This window comes from Pedobacter ginsenosidimutans (assembly GCF_001442625.1).
GTDB lineage: Bacteria > Bacteroidota > Bacteroidia > Sphingobacteriales > Sphingobacteriaceae > Pedobacter > Pedobacter ginsenosidimutans.
This window is the reverse complement of record NZ_LMZQ01000020.1, coordinates 48,704-65,567: the sequence shown is the minus strand read 5'-3', so window position 1 is coordinate 65,567 and position 16,864 is coordinate 48,704. Positions and strand designations below refer to the sequence as shown.

The window sequence follows — 16,864 nt, the reverse complement described above, 5'->3', positions numbered from 1 at the left end:
TATAAATGAAATCATCTTTTAATAGGAGCTAATTCTTTAAAAACTAAAAATGTGTAACTTGAATTCGTAATGTATATCATATGAAATATAACCGTCGCGATTTTATTGGTGGGAGCATGGCCCTCACATCTGCTTTATTTTTAACACCAATAGAAACATTTAGTACACCTTCTTCGGGATCTGAAAAATGGGTAAATGGTTTCGCCCTAAAAATCATGGCGCCCTATTGGGGCTTTAATGGCTCGGTAACCGATTTTTGCAAAAAAGCAAAAGATTCGGGTTATGATGGAATAGAAATCCTTTGGTCGGCAGAAATTGCGGGGGAATTATTTAAGGCGTTAAAAAAATATCAATTAGAAGTTGGTTTCCTTTGCCGCGGAGATGAAGCCCTTCCGGTACCGCATTTTGCAACTTTTAAAAAAGTACTTAAAGAAGCTATTGAACATCGGTATCAAAAGCCTTTGTATATAAATGTTCACTCAGGAAAGGATTTTTTTGAATACCAGGACAACAAAAAATTCATTGATTTTACTGTTCAGTATGCTAAAGAAACAGGAGTTCCAATTTATCATGAAACCCATCGGTCGCGTATGCTTTATTCAGCTCCGGCATCATTACAATATTTAGAGAAAAACCCTGATTTGAGGCTAACGCTCGATATTTCTCATTGGTGCAATGTGAGCGAAAGTTTACTCGAAGATCAACCAGAAACTGTGGCACTTGCCATTTCACGTACCGATCATGTTCACTCCAGGGTTGGCCATGCAGAAGGGCCACAAGTAAGCGATCCAAGAGCTCCGGAATGGAAGCAGGCAGTTGACGCTCATTTTGCCTGGTGGGACAAAGTTGTTGCCATAAAGAAACAACAAGGTAAAATTCTGACCATGTTAACTGAATTTGGGCCACCCAGTTATATGCCAACCATTCCATTTACCAACCTTCCAGTTGCCGATCAATGGGAAATAAATGTATTTATGATGCAGGTTTGGAGAAAAAGATATTTGTAGGTTTTCCAAGAACAAAATTTCTTAAGCTATAATATTAGTTGCCTTAAGTTCAAATTGATTGGTCGATACTGTGTTGATAACAACTTTTTTACTGTTTGTTTAATTTTATTAAACAAATGTTTAGTAATTATGCGTCTATTATGACAATAGATTATTAAAGGTTTTTATGAGAACAGTTTTTTTTAAAATGGTAGTATTATCTCTACTATCATTATCGGCAATGGCCCAGCGTAAAGCTCCGCACGTATTAATTATTGGCCTTGATGGCTTTAGTGCCGAAGGGTTTAAAATGGCTAAACATCCAAATCTGGATAAGCTGTTTGCTGATGGTGTACTCTCGTTAACCACACGGCCTGTAATGCCATCGGTTACCTTACCAAACTGGACAAGCCATATGACGGGTTCAGGCCCGGAGGAGCATGGGATTACAGCCAACGATTGGACATTGCAGAAACACACTTTACAACCAATAGAAACAGATGCAGACGGCTATTATCCATCTATATTTAAAGTATTAAAAGAGGGGGTTCCTACTGTTAAAACGGCTTATTACTACAATTGGAAAGAACTGATTAACCCGATTAATCAGAAATACCTGGATGAAGTATCTTTTGAAGAAAAAGATGAGTATAAAGAGAACTACCAGAAAGCTTTTGATTTTATGCTGAAGAACAAACAGAACCCTACACTTACCTTTTTGTACAGCGTACACACCGATCATGCAGGACATGGTTTTGGTTGGATGACTCCAGAATATATAACGGCTATTGAACAAGCTGATATTGCCATAGGTGCTTTACTGGAAAAATTAAAGACTGCTGGCATTTATAAAGACACTCATTTCTTATTGATTACCGATCACGGAGGTATAAATAAAGGGCATGGTGGCGTATCGATGGCAGAAATGCAGGTGCCTTGGGCAATTACTGGCCCACAGATTAAAAGGGGAGGATTAATTACCTCTTTTAACAGCAATAAAAATACGAGTTTGGTCGTGTCTAAAATTTTTGGGCTGACGAAACTACCTGAATCTTGGACAGGAACAGTACCAAAAAATGTATTTAAATAGTTTTCTTTAACCAACTAAGGTATTATAATGTTTATTGCTTCATAGTTAAATTTGATTGTTGATTTTTTTGAGCGCGCTATTTGCAGCAAGTCCAACGCTGTGGGCTTTGCGCTACTATCCCTTACGCTTAAAAGCATTACTTTTATGGCTGCGTTGCCTAAAAATGATTACTGTTAAATATTTATTTTCTTTTTTTAGCAATATTGAAGGTTTTTGAGTTGAAATTTAACGGGTAGAGGCTTATCGAATTCTATTTTTAGCCTATATTAGATTCGAATAATAAATGATATTGAAAAAACATGTCCAATAAAGCAATGCAAATGAGATTTAAATTAGGTTCGGTATATGATTACTTTAAATAATTTCAATATGGAACAATCGTATGCTATCGGAATTGATGTGGGTGGATCTTCACTCAAATGTGGAGTAGTAAACCAAAATGGCGAAATTTTATATTCCATTATTGTATCGCTAAAAAATGCGAAAACACAGGGTGCCATTATTGCACTCATTGTAGAAGCGATCAATACCTGTGCTAAAAAAATTAAGAACCCCATTCTTGGGGTGGGCATTGGTTTTCCGGGGATTATTTACAACAATAAGATTATTGCCGGTGCTGATAATTTACCCGGCTTTAAACAATTGGCTTTAGGTGAAATCCTGCAAGAAGTAACACGTTATAATATTGTAATGGATAATGATGCCAATTTAATGGGACTTGGAGAAATGACTTATGGGGCGGCCAAAGATTGTAGTGATGTGGTTTTCCTTACCGTAGGCACTGGAATAGGTGGTGCTGTGATGATTGATAACAAACTTTACGGAGGATTTAGAAATAGAGGTACAGAGTTAGGGCATATTGTTGTACAACACCGTGGGGTTGCCTGTGCCTGCGGAGGTCGTGGTTGTTTAGAAGCTTATGCGTCAGTATCTGCCCTGCTTAACCATTATCAGTCTATCCATCCTAATTCGCCAGAAGAGATTGATGGTAAATATATGGTCGAAAAATACCTGGCCAGAGAAGAATATGCCGTTAAAGCTATGGAATCGCATTTCGATTACCTGGCTACAGGCATTATTAGTTTTATAAATGTATTTAGTCCGCAAAAAATTGTAATTGGCGGAGGCATAAGCGAATCTGGCGCCTTCTATGTCCGGGAGATAGAAAGAAGAATAAAAACATTGGCGGTCCCTATTGCACCCGGTAATGAATTGGTAGTTGCGGCCAAGCTGGGCAACAAGGCTGGTTTGTTAGGCTGTGCAGCAAATGTTTTTCAAAAGTTTAAGGCATTTGATTATGCAACGAAGTAATTTTCCAGAAAAATAATAGTACTAATTTGAATCTGCATCCCTTTCGGTAAATAAACAAAAACAAAAAGTATTTAATTTTAAAAAAGAGGTTGCATCATAAATATAGATTTGTCATCCTGTCCAAAGGACTCCTACAGAGAGCCTGTCGAAGTACCCGTTTAAATACGCTTGAAGGTGTTTCGACAGGCTCAACATGACAGCATGTGAGTTGAAATCGATTTTTAATCAAAAAAAGGGAGACGAAAGCCACCCTTAATATGATGAGGTTATGTTTTACAGTTTATATCGCCTGTATCTTTAAAACCACACTGGTTCTGTAAGCATTGGCTTCTGGATTAAAGCCTACCTTCATTAAAAAGTCGCCAGAGTAAACTTTAGTACTGTCAATTGGCGATTTAGTACCAGGGTACATATTAATTTCTTCTATTTTATACCTTTTGGCCGGGTCTAATCCTTTTAGTTTAATCGGTAATATTACACCATTGGTAAAAAGGGTGGCCACATGATAGTTAAAAACAATAGCCTGATCTTTTGCTTCGTTTACATAAGCAATTGAGGCTATTTTATTTTCGTAAGGATCCTGCAAGCGGTATTGCTGGCCATGCCAGATAATATCTTTAAAACCATTATAAGTTTTAACTGCATTTTGGCTAAAAAGCAAATCGTTTTTACTGAGCTCATTTACACGTACATCATAGCCCAATTTTCCCATCATGGCTACATCTGTTTTAAATTTAATGGGTTGTTTACCCATATCGGTAATGTGGTTATCCACAGCAATAGAAGGAAAATAATACGAATATTCCCATTGAATAAAGATGCGGTCGTATGGATTGGTATTATCGCTGGGCCAAAATTCGGTGAAATGTTGTAGCGCAGCATAGTCTACCCTTGAGCCTCCTCCAGCACACAGCATCATTGGTGTTTTAGGATATTTTTTTCTAATCCTATCCAATACGCTATTTAATCCTCTGATATATTCAAGATAAAAATGATCCTGATTTTTTAAGGTAGGAGAGTTGGCGTTGTATATTAAGGAGTTACAATCCCATTTAATGAAAGCAACTTCTGGCACTTCCTTAAAAATATCATCTACGGTTTTGTAAATAAAATCCTGAACCTTAGGATTGGTTAAGTCCAAAACCAGCTGGTTACGCATGTAATATTCTTTTCTTTCAGGCTGTCTGATAATCCAATCGGGATGGTTTTCATATAGCTCACTTTTAGGATTCACCATTTCAGGTTCTATCCAGATGCCAAATTTTACACCGCTTGCTGTGGCCTCTTTACCTAACGAGCTGATTCCATTTTTTAATTTTTGTTTGTTATACTGCCAATCTCCCAGGCCAGAGGTAGAACCGTTACGTGGGTATTTGTTGCCAAACCAGCCATCATCTAATAAAAAAACATCAACACCTAATTTTTTGGTATCCTTTGTTAATTCATTTAATTTTTCATCATTAAAATCGAAATAAGTGGTTTCCCAATTGTTTAGTATGGTAGATCTTTGGCCTTTTCCGTCTAATATTTGATAGTTTCTGGCCCAATCATGTAAATTTCTGCTGGCTAAACCCTTTCCTGCCGATGAATAAGTATAAATAAAGCGGGGAGTAACGAAATTTTCGCCAGCCTTTAAAGTATAGTTCGACGAAAAATTATTAATCCCGGCAGTTACCCGAAGGTAGTACTCGTCAAAAGTTTCAAAATCTAATTTAAAGTTTCCTGTCCACGCTAACGATCCGGCAATTACTTCGCCCATATCCTCAGTGGCAGGCTGGTCTACCGAAACCATAAACGAAGAAGAATGAAGCAGGTTTGTTCTGGTTCCTAGTTTCGAATCGATGGTTTTTATACCATGCAACAATTGTTGCTCTTCCGATCGCATTTCGCGTGTAGCTCCGCTATATTGGTTTTTAAGGAAGAATTTTTTTCCACTCAGGGTAAGATTTGCTGAAGCATATTTGTTAAGCACGACTGCACCTTTCTCTTTATGTTCAATCTCGGCCCATTGCTCAATTACATTTTCATTAAAATAGGCCAGGTATTTTAAGGTAACCTGAAAGTTGTATTTTAAATCTTTAAGAATAATACTCGTTAATTTTCTGTTCTGATCTAACTGTTCGGTTTTTACATCCGAAAATGTTAAAACGGTAGATTTGTTTCCATCGGCATGTGTTACGGTTAATGCAGGTTCTAATAAATTAAGCGAACCAGAAGCAATATAAGCCTCACGTTTATTTAAAAGATCATCAGAGCCGGGTTTGTATTTATCTAACGCTTGTATGCTCGGGTATTCGCTCACATTGTCTAGTTTTTTGCCAAGGTAAGTCGATAATAAAGTGTTATCACGATCTGTTTCTAAGATCAGTACATTGCTTTTTGTAGCAATTTCTATGGTTTTCTGCGCAAAGCTATTTAGACCTATTGCCATTGAGAGTAAAAAAAAAAGTGTGTTTTTTCTTTTCATTATTTATTTGGGTAAAAAGTTTAGATGGTATTATCAACCATAAGCTAAATATTGCAAATTAGATTTTTCTGAAGCTAATGAATGTGCCATTTATACCAGATTATTATCTTTTTTTAACAAGAATTAATGCAATTGCATGAGATTATAGTGCTAAACCCTTGTATTTTTAAATCTAATTGTAAAATAAACAAGGCATTATTATTGTTAAGGGGAGATCAGCGTTGTTTTTAAAAAATTAGCGTAATTTTATAATCATAAAAAAAATATTACAGTTTTCATATTTAAACATTTTCAAGAAATGCATTTCCTTCGTTATAATAAATTATCGCAACCCCTAATACGCTCATGAACTATAAAAAATTGCAGGAAGATGTAGAAAAGCACGTTGGCGATTACTTCCATACCCATAACGATCCTCGCCTGGTTTATCATAACCTCGAACATACGCAAGAAGTGGTAAATGCTGCACAGCAAATCGCCAATCATTACCAGCTTAATGAACAAGATTTTTTCTCCGTAACTGTTGCGGCGTATTTTCACGATACGGGATATTTTGAAGATGCATTAAACCACGAAGCAAAGGGAGCAGAACTGGCCGATGATTTTTTAGCGAAACATCAGGTTAATCAAGAAATCCGTGACCATGTTAAAAGTGCAATACTGGCGACTAAAATTCCCCAGAAACCTAAAAATGAAATTGATAAAATCCTTTGCGATGCAGATCTGTTCCATTTAGGCCTGGCCGATTTTCGCGCAAAAGGTAAATTAATGCACAAAGAGAATGAGTTCATCTATAAAAAAGATATCAGTAAATTAGATTGGCGTAAGAAAGATATCCAGTTTATGGAATCTCATCACTACCATACCGATTATGCCAATTTACTGCTGAGCGATCAGAAACAAAAAAATATCAGTAAACTGAAAAGTAAATTAACATCGCAGGAGGAAATCAGTACCGAGCTGGATGAAGCTAAAAACTTCGCACCTAACGTGATACAGGACAAAAAGAAAAAGGATAAAGACGATAGGCCAGATAAAGGGATAGAAACAATGTTTAGGATTACTTCTGCCAACAACCAACGCTTAAGTGATATGGCAGATAATAAAGCGCACATCCTGATCACCGTAAATTCGATCATGCTTTCCCTGATCGTGAGTTTGTTGTTAAGGCGGTTGGAAGACCATGGCAACCTGATTATCCCCACATTTATTTTGTTAATAGTGAGCTTAACCTGTGTGGTGGTTTCTATTTTATCAACCCGCCCATCTATCCCTAAGGGAGAGTTTACACAGGAAGATATGGATAAGAAAAAGGTAAATCTATTGTTTTTTGGTAACTTTTATAAAATGAGCCTACCCAGTTATACCGACGGTATGATTAAGGTGATGAACGATAAAGACTTTTTATATGGTACCTTAATCACCGATGTATATTCGCAAGGCGTAGTTCTGGGCAGAAAATATAAACTGATCCGCCTGGCTTACAATATTTTCATGTTTGGTTTAATTGCAGCAGTAATGGCATTTGTAATTGCTTACGCAGCTTACGGTAAACTTTAATGGAGCAGATAGTAGAAACCTCTTTTTTTAATAGAGATTTAAGCTGGTTAAAGTTTAACGAGCGTATTTTAATGGAAGCCGAGCGAAGTACCGTTCCACTTTTAGAGCGCATTAAGTTTTTGTCGATATTCTCTTCCAACCTCGACGAGTTTTATCGTGTAAGGATGCCAGTGTTACTCGCTTTAGAGAAATTGAGTAATAAAGAAGATAACGATATCAAGATCGACGATAATTTGCTGGATACAGCCAATCAGCTTATTTCAGAACAGCAACAGCGTTATGGAAAAGTACTCAAATCAGATCTTATTCCTCATCTTAAAGAAAATAAGATTAATTTAATCTATGGTCAGCCCTTTCCTAAAGAGATTCAGAAAAGTGTAACCAGGTATTTTCTCAGTCAGGTAATGGCCTTTTTGCAGCCCGTTTACATTAATGCTGATACTAACTTCTTTCCTTCAAATAATGAACTGTACTTTTTGATTACACTCAAGAAGAAAGAAGATGCAGAAGTTATTATTTTAAATATTCCTTCCAATCAATTGCCGCGTTTTTATAAAGTAGAGGCAGGAGCGGAAACCTTTATCGTTTTCTTGGATGATATTATTCGTTTTCATTTAGACCGTATTTTTCCCGAGGGAGAAATTACAGGTTGTTATAGTTTCAAGATTACCAGGGATGCAGAAATTGACCTGAAAGACGAATATTCGGGCAGTTTATCCGAACAGTTAGAGAAGCAGTTGCTCAAACGCGATTCTGGTTTAGCTACACGTTTTCTCCATCAACCAGGCATACCAGCGAACGTTTTCGAATTGCTCAAAAAGCTTTTCAACCTTAAAAAAGCAAATAGGATAGAGGGCGGACAGTACCACAACCTGAAAGATTTTATGGGTTTTCCTGTAAATTCACCAAAATTATCCAACCAAAACTGGCCAAAAATCTGCAATACCGATTTGATTGATGGATCGTTAACTGAAGCCATTTATAAAAACGATATTATAGTACATACGCCTTACCAGAGTTATGATAGTGTATTGCGTTTTTTTAACGAAGCTGCTATTGATGAAGATGTACGGGAAATCTATGTTACGCTTTATCGCGTAGCCAGCGATTCGAAAATTGTTAATGCACTGATCAGTGCTGCCAAAAATGGTAAAAAAGTAACCGTATTGGTAGAGCTTAAAGCTCGTTTTGATGAGGCCAACAACATCAAATGGGCCAAGAAAATGAAGGAGGTTGGCGTTGATATTATTTACAGTGTAACCGCTTTAAAAGTGCATGCCAAAGTAGCCTTAGTAAAACGCCAGACAGGTGACCGCATGCGTTATTCTGGTTTGTTTTCTACCGGAAACTTTAACGAAAGTACAGCAGCTTTTTATACCGATCATATTTTAATGACGGCCAATAAAGAAATGCTGCGCGAGGTAGAGCTGCTTTTTATTTTTCTGGCCAAAAGGGTTAAACCTACCTCTGCCGATCTGATTAAATTTAACCATTTATTAGTAGCACAGTTTAATTTGCAGCAAGTTTTTCTTAACTTGATAGATCGTGAAATTGAACATGCCAAACAAGGTAAACCATCAGGTATTACTATTAAAATGAATAATCTCGAAGAGAAGGTTTTAATCGATAAACTTTACGAGGCATCATCGGCAGGTGTAAAGATCGAAATGATTGTTCGGAGCATTTGTCGCTTAATTCCAGGCGTACCAGGAATGAGCGAAAATATTAAGGTTACCCGCATTGTTGATCGTTATTTAGAACATGGACGTGTGTTTATTTTTCATAATTCAGGTAAGAACGATGTATACCTCGGCTCTGCCGATTGGATGAACCGCAATATTTATCGAAGAATTGAAGTTTGCTTCCCGATTTATGACGAGCAGATTAAGCAAGAAATGATAGATATTATCGAAATCCAAAAACAAGATAACGTACAGGCGGTTTGTATAGATGAAAACATGAACAATATTCCTGTTAAAAGTAGCGGGGCTCCTGTCGAGTCTCAACACGATATTTATCAATTATTAAAAAATAAATAACCCGTGGTCTGTGTCCTCACAGACCATATGATTTTACTTATTGATGGTCTGTGGGGACACAGACCATGGACATTAAATTTACCCCTTATGAAATACAATAAAACTTTCCTAGCCTCTAGCCTGCTAATTTCAGTTGCCTTTTTGGGCATTTCGTGCGTAAATGGTAATCGCGATGATAAAAAGAACGATTCAACAGAAACTGTTTCCAATAGCGGAGCAGAAAAATCAACGCTTCCTTACGATTTATCAAAGCCGGTAAAATACAATATGCCGCATAATCTTTTCGAAATTTCTGGAATTGTATTTCATAATGGCGACCCTAAAGAAGTATTTGCAATTCAGGATGAAGACGGCGATTTGTTTCATCTTGGTTTAGCCGATAAAGAATCGAAATTTACCAAATTTGGAGGCAAAGGCGATTATGAAGATCTGGCTATCTTAAATAATACCGTAATTGTGTTAAAAAGTAATGGTGAACTGCATAGTTTTCCCATTAGCGAGATCAATAAACCAGAAGTTGCAGATGTGGTTAAAACGAAAGATCTGGTTCCCAAAGCCGAATACGAAGGCTTGGCCGCTGACGAAAAAACAGGCCTGGTGTATGTTTTAACTAAAGAAATTAAGAAAAATAAAAGCGATCAGACGGATATTTATGCGTTTAAATATGCTGATGGTAAATTTACCGAAAGTGGAACCTTTGCTTTGTCTTATAAAGAAATAGCTGACTTATCTGGCGAAGCCAAAATTAAGTTCCGCCCTTCTGCTTTGGCTAAAAATCAGTCAACTAACGAGTGGTATGTGCTTTCATCAGTGAATAAACTATTGGTAGTTACTGATGCAAACTTTAAAATAAAAGCGACCTATCCTCTAAAAGGAGATTTTTTTAACCAACCAGAAGGTATTGCATTTGATCGCGATCAGAACCTTTACATCTCTAATGAAGGCGGTACTTTATCGGCCGGAAACATTTTAATGTTTAAATTGAAAAAGTAAGGTTAAAGAAAATTCTTTCATACGGTGGTCATCCTGAACTTGTTTTAGGACCTATTAGAGGAACTTCATTAACATTCATTGTCATCCTGAGCCTGTCGAAGGACTAACTAAAATACATGTTGAAGTGTTTCGACAGGCTCAACATGACAGGTCATAACCTGAAATTACGTTTATGAGATGGCTTGGACGAGGCTAATGAGAAATAAAATAAATTTTAAAATAACTATCTTTATACAAACGCTGGAATATGATTAAAAGATTTACCCTTTTTACCATCTTATTTTTAATTAACTTCATTGCCTTTGCGCAGGATGATGTAAAATATCGTGTAATTCTTTTTGGCGATGCAGGCGAGATGAATCCAGCGCAAATGCAGGATTTAAAAAATGCGGCCAAACAAATACTTCCTAAAAAAACAACCGTTGTATATCTTGGTGATAATATTTACCCAACCGGAATGGGCCTGCCAGGTAGTGTAGAAGAAGAGGAGACCAAAAAGATCTTACGTTCACAGTTCGAGCCAATGCGTAAAATGGGGGCTGCGGTTTATTTTGTTCCCGGCAACCACGATTGGGATAAATCTGGCCCCAAAGGTTTGGCCAAAATCAAAGCGCAAGATGACTTTCTTAAAGCACAGAACGATCCATTACTGAGGTTAATACCAGAAAACGGATGCCCTGATCCTGTCGCCATTAAATTAACTGATAAATTAACCATCATTGCTTACGATAGCGAATGGTGGGTTTTTCCATACAATAAATCAAACCCTAACGGCGAATGCGAATGCCGTACCAAAGATGAGGTTTTGGTTAAAATGGAACAGTTACTCGAAGAGAACAAAGACAAGGTTATTCTTTTAGCCTCACATCATCCATTTCAGAGTTATGGTCCCCATGGCGGTTATTTCAATTTAAGAAACCATATCTTTCCATTAACATCGCTGGATAAAAATCTATATGTCCCTTTGCCTGTTTTGGGTTCTGTTTATCCATTATTGCGTTCAACCTTGTTAAGTCCTGAAGATTTAAACCATCCGGCCTATAAGGATATGATTAAATCAGTAACCGGTGTATTCGGCGATTATCCTAATGTAACTTATGTTGCCGGGCATGAACACGGCCTGCAGTTAATCAAAGGAAAACAGCTGCAGATTATTAGTGGATCTGGTTCGAAAGTATCGCCAAATAAGGAGGGCAAAACATCTTTATTTCACGAAATGCAGCAAGGTTATGTGGTTGCCGATCAGTTGAAAAACAACGATATGCGTTACGAATATTATATTTATTCAGATACGAGCGTTAAAAGAGTTTATAGTTACATTAAAAAGTTCGAAACCATCCCTCAAATAGTAAGAAACAGAGATAAACCGATTACCGCAGATAGTATTTTTGTACGCATTAAACCCGAATACGACAGCGTTAGTCGTTTTCACCGTGCTATTTTTGGCGAAAATTACCGTAAAGAATATGCTGCAAAAACAAAAGTTCCTGTGTTACGGGTTTCTCAAATGATGGGTGGTTTAAAAGCGACTCAGCGTGGTGGGGGCAATCAATCGCGCTCTTTACGATTAGAGGATAAAAACGGTAAAGAATATGTATTGCGTAGCGTGGAGAAATACCCTGAGGTACTTTTGCCTGCAGCATTGCGCGAAACTTTTGCTAAAGATATTATAAAGGATAACATGTCGGCACAGCATCCGTTTTCGGCACTGGTAGTTCCCGAGCTAGCTAAAGCTGGCGGTATCCCGCATAGCAACCCGATTATTGGCTGGGTTTCCCCTGATGACAACTTAGGTGAATTTGAATCAGCATTCGCCAATACTTTGTGTTTGTTTGAAGAAAGAGAACCTACAGGAGAATCAGACAGTTCTCCGAAAATGGATAAAAAACTAACTGATGATAACGATAATAGATTAGATGGACCTGCCTGGGTTAAAGCAAGGGCATTTGATGTGTTATTAGGCGATTGGGACAGGCACGAAGACCAATGGCGTTGGAAAGAAACGAAAACAAAAGATGGTTCGCTTTATTCGCCGGTACCAAGAGATCGCGATCAGGTATTTTTTAGATCTGACGGCCTTTTACAGCGTTACACACAATCTTCGTCATTATTACCGATGATGCAGGGTTATGAACGTGGTATAAAAGATATCAATTGGTTTTTATGGGAAGGTAGAGAAATCAGCAGCCGTTGGACAGCCAATATCGAAGAGGAGGAATTTGATAAAATTGTGAAAGATTTCTGCGCTAATTATAACGATGCCGTTTTCGAAAAAGCACTAAAAAAACTCCCTGAACCAAGTTATTCATTACATCACGATGCTTTTTTGGCACAAATGCGTAACAGGATAGCCACTTTGCCAAAGTTAATGAACCAGTATTATCATTTCTTTAACCGGATTGTAGATATTGAGGTGACCAATAAGAATGAACTGATTCAGATTACCGATGCTGAAAAAGATGGGTTACGCGTAAAAATCAATAAAATTTCTAAAGAGGGTAATATCAAAGACGAGCTTTTCGATCGGAAATTCGATCCCAAAGTAACCAAAGAAATCAGGGTTTACATGCACAATGGTAACGACAGCTTGATCCTGAACAATAAAAAATCGAATATTAAATTACGGATTATCGGTGGAAAGGGCACTAAAGTTTACGATTTTGCAAATAGCAACGGATCTGTAAAGTTATACGGTAGAACCGATAAGGCAACTTACAATGGAGCGGATATCAATAAAATCAGGAAAATTATTTCTAATGATACTTCGAATTTCAGTTACATACCAAAAGATATGTACCGCCGTAATTCGTGGCTGTTAAATGCAGGTTACAATCAAGATGATGGCCTTTTATTAGGTTTGATCTACAAACAAACCAACCCTGGTTTCAGAAAACAACCTTATGGTAATTCGCAGACTATTTCTTTCTTGCATTCATTCTCAACAAAAGCTTTTAGGTTTAACTATAAAGGCGAGTGGTTAAAAGCTTTGGGTAAAGGCGATTTTGTTGTAAAAGCCGATGCTTTCGCGCCAAATAACACACAGAATTTCTTTGGCTTGGGCAACGAAACACCTTTCAACGATGGAGACAACATTAGGTACTACCGTGCACGTTTCAACCTTTATCAGGTTGATGCTTCAATCAGGTGGCGCCGTCCGAAATCTACTTTTAGCGTTGGTCCGTCATATCAATATTATAAATATAATCAGGAAGATAATGATGGTCGTTTTATCGAAAATCCATCACTCTTACATTCATCTGATTCGATAACGGTACGTAACGAAAAAATGTTTGCAGGTGCGTTTGTCAATTTTACCAACAATACCCGCGATAATGATTTGTTACCAACATTGGGCAGTTATGTTGACTTTAAACTTTTGGGTTATAAAGGCGTTAACAAATACTCAAATTCTTACGGCCAGTTTACGGCCAGTATAGCTTTGTATAAAAACCTCGATGGCAGGAAAAACTTCATTTTGGCAGATCGTTTTGGTGGAGGAGTAACCATTGGTAAACCAGCTTTTTATCAGGCCTTATATCTGGGCGGACAAGGAAATCTCTTAGGTTACCGCCAGTTTAGGTTTGCCGGCGAACATACTTTTTATAACAACTTAGAACTTAGGGCCAAACTTGGCGATCTGGTTAGTTACGTTTTACCCGGACAAATTGGCTTATTGGGTTTTTATGATGTAGGCAGGGTTTGGAAACGTGACGAAACTTCTACATTATGGCACCACGGTGTAGGAGGGGGCGTTTACTTCGCTCCGGCATCACTTACAGTTGTGCGATTTGTAATGGGGCACTCGTCTGATGGCTGGTATCCATACGTATCGCTTAATTTTAGGTACTAAATTTGTGTAACATATTAATAGATGTAATATCCAAGTATTACGTTCAGCAGACGAACATTGCTTTAACGAGTATGTATCTTTGCAATGAATTAGTAATTAAATAGATAACTATAAATTTTACACTATAGCAAACTTATACAATGAATACCAATGTAATACAGATACATAAAAACGAATGTATACATTGCCAGGTAGAATCATCACTGTCTTTTCGCCCCCTTGTGGAGTATTTAAAAGGCAGATTGAAAACAGAAAAATCGGTAAAATCTGAATTTTACAGGTTTTTACTTCAAAAAATTGAAAAAGACGATGTGCTGCTTGGCAACATCAGTGCCGAAGAATTATCCCAATATAAAGATACTTTAGAATTGATTTTTACCATTCTAACCCCTTTAATGGATAATGAAGACGATTTATTTTGGGCTTTAAGTACCCCAATTCCAGATCAGATTTTTTTTAGTACCAATGCATTCTATAAATTTTTTAAGGATCATGATCCTAAAAATAAGGTAACCAAAGACAACGAGCCTGTTGAGAAAAAACAACTTAAGTTTATCTACAACGTTATTTTAGGCCGTTTTTATAATTTTACCTCGGTACTAAAGAATGAGATCATTTATGCTCATATTAATCAGGAAACAAAACTGACACAATATTACAATATCCAAACCGATACGAAGTTTGTAGATATTATGCATAAAGGTGATTTGCCTGAGCTTAATTTTGAAGAACTCGGCAAGCATTTTCAAGACGAAACCGAACTGGAATACCTGGTAAAGCACCTGCCTTTACAAAATTTTCACTTTGAAGGATTCAGCATTATCTCAATAACAGATGTAACTTTGCAACATGCTATTGATGGTATCCGCGATGCGCTTGTTAATCACAATTATCAAACGGAAGCCTATACACATGTAATCCATGCCTTAAAAACCCTTAGTGGAAACGGAAAACTCGAATTTGGTTTAATGCCTTTTTTAACCGTTAACAATAAGCTCGTTTTCGATAATCAGGAGTTTTCGCAGAGTATGCTTATTAATTCGGCAAAATCATCCAATCTGGAAGAAGAGGTATTTTATTCGTTGGTTGATAAATATAAAGAAAACCCAAGGTCAATTTTTGTAAGCTCAATTAACGACGATCAGATTGATAAAGATCCTTTTTTAAGGGTTTTAAAAGCTGCTGGTGTTTGTTCTTATTCGGTATTACCGGTGTATTACAATACCCAGCTGGCAGGCGTTTTAGAGGTTTATTCGAGTGAGGAAGTATTGGTTGACGATAAACTTTTATCGAGGTTACGTCCGGCGATGCCTTTAATCGGTCAGCTTTTCCAATACAGTATTGAAGAATTTGATGCTAAAATGGACGAAGTGCTGATGGATAAGTTTACCGCTTTACAACCATCGGTACAATGGAAGTTTAATGAAGCTGTTTGGCATTTTCTTCAGCAGAATAACAGTTACCATAAATTAAAGGAAATCGAAACGATCACCTTTAAACATATGTATCCGCTGTTTGGCGCAATTGATATCCGTAATTCTACCATAGAGCGGAATAAAGCTTTAAAAGATGATATGGAAGTACAGTTAAACAGTTTAATTGATACTTTAAAAGCCATCCGTAAGCATGTTTCTTTAGAACTTACCGATAAACTTTTATTCAATTGTAAAGACTGGATTAAACGCATCGGCGATTTTGCTTCATCAAACGAAGAGAACAAACTGAACGAGTTTTTAGAAATAGAGGTTTATCCTTTCTTATCAATTATAAAAGGAAACTACCCGATAACAGCTGAGTTTGTTGATCGTTATTTCGAAGTTATTGTTCCAGAAACAGGTGCTGCATTTGCAAATCGCAGGCAGCTGGAAATTTCGATGCAGCTGATCAATACCGAAGTGAGTCAGTACCTGGAGAAATCGCAGGCTAATTTACAGGCTTCATACCCTTGTTATTTTGCCAAATTCAGAACTGATGGAGTGGAGTACGATATTTACATCGGACAGGAAATTGCACCAGATCGGCCATTTGATTTGTTGTACCTCAAAAATATCCGTTTATGGCAGTTAACCTCAATGGTCGATATTGCGCGTTTATCGAAAGGATTAATTGGCGAAATGCCCCGTGCATTAGAAACCACACAGCTGATCTTTATCCACTCTAATGCAATTGATATTAGCTTTAGGAACGACGAACGCCGTTTTGATGTAGAAGGTGCTTATAACATCCGTTACGAAGTAGTTAAAAAACGTATTGATAAAGTATTGGTTAAAGGTACAACCGAACGTTTAACGCAGCCCCATAAAATTGCAATGGTTTATTTCAATCCTGAAGAGGCCAAAGAATATATGGAGTACATTAAATACATGCAGGTGCAAGGATATTTAAATGACGATTTAGAGCAGCTTGAACTAGATGAACTTCAAGGTGTTTCTGGTTTAAAAGCGTTAAGGGTAGGCGTAAAATATCTGGAAAGTAAAGTAGCAGCCAAAACAGATGCTGCTAAAAAACTTAAACCTAAAGAGATCAAATCCATCGAGAAGGAAATCGCGAAGGTGCTGCAGCGTTAAT

The 16,864-nt window shown here is 37.2% G+C and carries 9 protein-coding genes; 8 read left to right on the top strand and 1 reads right to left on the bottom strand.

Annotation, left to right across the window (positions count from 1 at the left end; translation table 11 throughout):
• Nucleotides 1-80: 80 nt before the first annotated feature.
• The 3 genes from ASU31_RS20005 to ASU31_RS19995 all read left to right on the top strand — a co-directional run bounded on the left by ASU31_RS20005 (nt 81) and on the right by ASU31_RS19995 (nt 3,387).
• Nucleotides 81-1,007, top strand: coding sequence for a sugar phosphate isomerase/epimerase family protein (locus ASU31_RS20005; RefSeq protein WP_057934042.1), 927 nt, complete (start codon nt 81-83; stop codon nt 1,005-1,007).
• 166 nt (nt 1,008-1,173) lie between these two features.
• A complete protein-coding gene (locus ASU31_RS20000; protein ID WP_057934041.1) occupies nt 1,174-2,076 on the top strand; it encodes an alkaline phosphatase family protein in 903 nt (300 codons plus the stop codon).
• Between the two features lie 369 nt (nt 2,077-2,445).
• Complete coding sequence (locus ASU31_RS19995; protein WP_057934098.1) at nt 2,446-3,387, top strand: ROK family protein; 942 nt, start codon at nt 2,446-2,448, stop codon at nt 3,385-3,387.
• A gap of 280 nt (nt 3,388-3,667) precedes the next feature.
• On the opposite strand, the gene ASU31_RS19990 is transcribed toward ASU31_RS19995, so the two are convergent.
• Nucleotides 3,668-5,854 (bottom strand): alpha-galactosidase, encoded by a 2,187-nt coding sequence (locus tag ASU31_RS19990; RefSeq protein ID WP_057934040.1) that lies wholly within the window; start codon nt 5,852-5,854, stop codon nt 3,668-3,670.
• A 345-nt stretch (nt 5,855-6,199) separates the two neighbouring features.
• On the opposite strand from ASU31_RS19990, the gene ASU31_RS19985 reads away from it, so the two are divergent.
• The 5 genes from ASU31_RS19985 (at nt 6,200) to ASU31_RS19965 (ending at nt 16,863) form a co-directional block, all read left to right on the top strand.
• On the top strand, nt 6,200-7,414 hold the full coding sequence (locus ASU31_RS19985) for a Pycsar system effector family protein (protein ID WP_057934039.1): 1,215 nt from the start codon (nt 6,200-6,202) through the stop codon (nt 7,412-7,414).
• Nucleotides 7,414-9,453 (top strand): polyphosphate kinase 1, encoded by a 2,040-nt coding sequence (ppk1, locus tag ASU31_RS19980; RefSeq protein ID WP_057934038.1) that lies wholly within the window; start codon nt 7,414-7,416, stop codon nt 9,451-9,453. Before ASU31_RS19985 ends, ppk1 begins: the two co-directional genes overlap by 1 nt.
• A gap of 87 nt (nt 9,454-9,540) precedes the next feature.
• A complete protein-coding gene (locus tag ASU31_RS19975) occupies nt 9,541-10,446 on the top strand; it encodes an SdiA-regulated domain-containing protein (protein ID WP_057934037.1) in 906 nt (301 codons plus the stop codon).
• A gap of 247 nt (nt 10,447-10,693) precedes the next feature.
• Nucleotides 10,694-14,296 carry a BamA/TamA family outer membrane protein gene (locus ASU31_RS19970; protein WP_083505448.1) on the top strand — a complete coding sequence of 1,201 codons (3,603 nt, stop codon included), beginning with the start codon at nt 10,694-10,696 and terminating at the stop codon, nt 14,294-14,296.
• Between the two features lie 242 nt (nt 14,297-14,538).
• The gene (locus ASU31_RS19965; RefSeq protein ID WP_157258145.1) at nt 14,539-16,863 is read left to right on the top strand and encodes a GAF domain-containing protein; all 2,325 of its coding nucleotides are present in this window, start codon (nt 14,539-14,541) and stop codon (nt 16,861-16,863) included.
• Nucleotide 16,864 lies beyond the last annotated feature (1 nt).

Coding starts and splice junctions, on each gene's coding strand:
- ASU31_RS19995 (WP_057934098.1), top strand. CDS start 2,446: ATGGAACAATCGTATGCTATCGGAATTGATGTGGGTGGATCTTCACTC.
- ASU31_RS19990 (WP_057934040.1), bottom strand. CDS start 5,854: ATGAAAAGAAAAAACACACTTTTTTTTTTACTCTCAATGGCAATAGGT.
- ASU31_RS20000 (WP_057934041.1), top strand. CDS start 1,174: ATGAGAACAGTTTTTTTTAAAATGGTAGTATTATCTCTACTATCATTA.
- ASU31_RS19975 (WP_057934037.1), top strand. CDS start 9,541: ATGAAATACAATAAAACTTTCCTAGCCTCTAGCCTGCTAATTTCAGTT.
- ASU31_RS19970 (WP_083505448.1), top strand. CDS start 10,694: ATGATTAAAAGATTTACCCTTTTTACCATCTTATTTTTAATTAACTTC.
- ASU31_RS20005 (WP_057934042.1), top strand. CDS start 81: ATGAAATATAACCGTCGCGATTTTATTGGTGGGAGCATGGCCCTCACA.
- ASU31_RS19985 (WP_057934039.1), top strand. CDS start 6,200: ATGAACTATAAAAAATTGCAGGAAGATGTAGAAAAGCACGTTGGCGAT.
- ppk1 (WP_057934038.1), top strand. CDS start 7,414: ATGGAGCAGATAGTAGAAACCTCTTTTTTTAATAGAGATTTAAGCTGG.